Source organism: Anaplasma marginale str. Florida (assembly GCF_000215485.1).
Classification (GTDB): domain Bacteria; phylum Pseudomonadota; class Alphaproteobacteria; order Rickettsiales; family Anaplasmataceae; genus Anaplasma; species Anaplasma marginale.
The window spans coordinates 1-940 of sequence record NZ_AFMS01000167.1 but is presented as its reverse complement, the minus strand read 5'-3'; the positions used below and the strand labels follow the sequence as shown (position 1 = coordinate 940).

Here is a 940-nt window from a genome sequence, read left to right as displayed (position 1 = left end):
GGTACACCGTGGAGGATACTCCATGTGAAGACTCACTGCTTTCCATATCAACTAGTTACCCAACCAACTACACAGCATTTCCACCTCCTTCATTCAAAGCTCTTGGTACTATCAACGCCCCTGCCCATCGTGCGGTTGATGATGCGAGTCCGTTAGGTAGAACAAAAGAGGTACTGGCATCCTTCGGGTTGCACTAGTAACACATGTGGCGGGAATAGTGGTGCACATCAACCAGCACTCTACACAGTTGGGTTCCTGGCATTACCGACATACCTACCCTCTGCACCAGCACCACTCACAACTCATTCCCATATCAACTAGTCATCTACACAGCATACCCCTACGACTTCTCAGGCTCATGTTGATACTGCAAACAGTTGGGTGTCCCTATGTTCATCCCACTGTGGCATATCTACCATCTATAACCACCTAATGTTGTTCCTAAAGTACAGTTAAAGGTCCACACCACCTTCCCAGATCCCTACCTCTGTGTACTACTCGCACTACCAGCTTCCTTGGTGTTGCACTGACAACACCTAGCATAGGAACAGGCACTGCTACAGAAGTGGAAGAGAGGTAGGAGCCAGGGTTGAAGTAGGGATAGGACATGAGAGGTTTGTGATTAAGGGAGGTAAGAAGTCTAATGAGGATACAGCTTCAGTATTCTTATTAGGAAAGGAGTTAGCATATGATACAGCAAGGGGTCAGGTAGACCGTCTTGCCACTGCTTTAGGTAAGATGACTAAGGGTGAAGCCAAGAAGTGGGGTAATGCAGTAGAGAATGCTACTAATGGTGATAAGGTGAGCCAGAATGTGTGCAAGGGTACTGGTAGCACTGGCAGCAGTGGCAACAAATGTGGTACCACCGATAGCACTGCCACCACCAAGATTAGTGCGGTGTTCACTGAGGATGCAGCAGCGCAGTTATCTACTATGGACA

Annotated in this window: 2 pseudogenes; both read left to right on the top strand. The window is 48.1% G+C overall.

Annotation, left to right across the window (positions count from 1 at the left end):
• Positions 1-197, top strand: a pseudogene (locus GAC_RS05850) (hypothetical protein); the annotation flags it as partial.
• Positions 198-579: 382 nt separating this feature from the next.
• Positions 580-940: pseudogene (locus GAC_RS04660) on the top strand (P44/Msp2 family outer membrane protein); the annotation flags it as partial.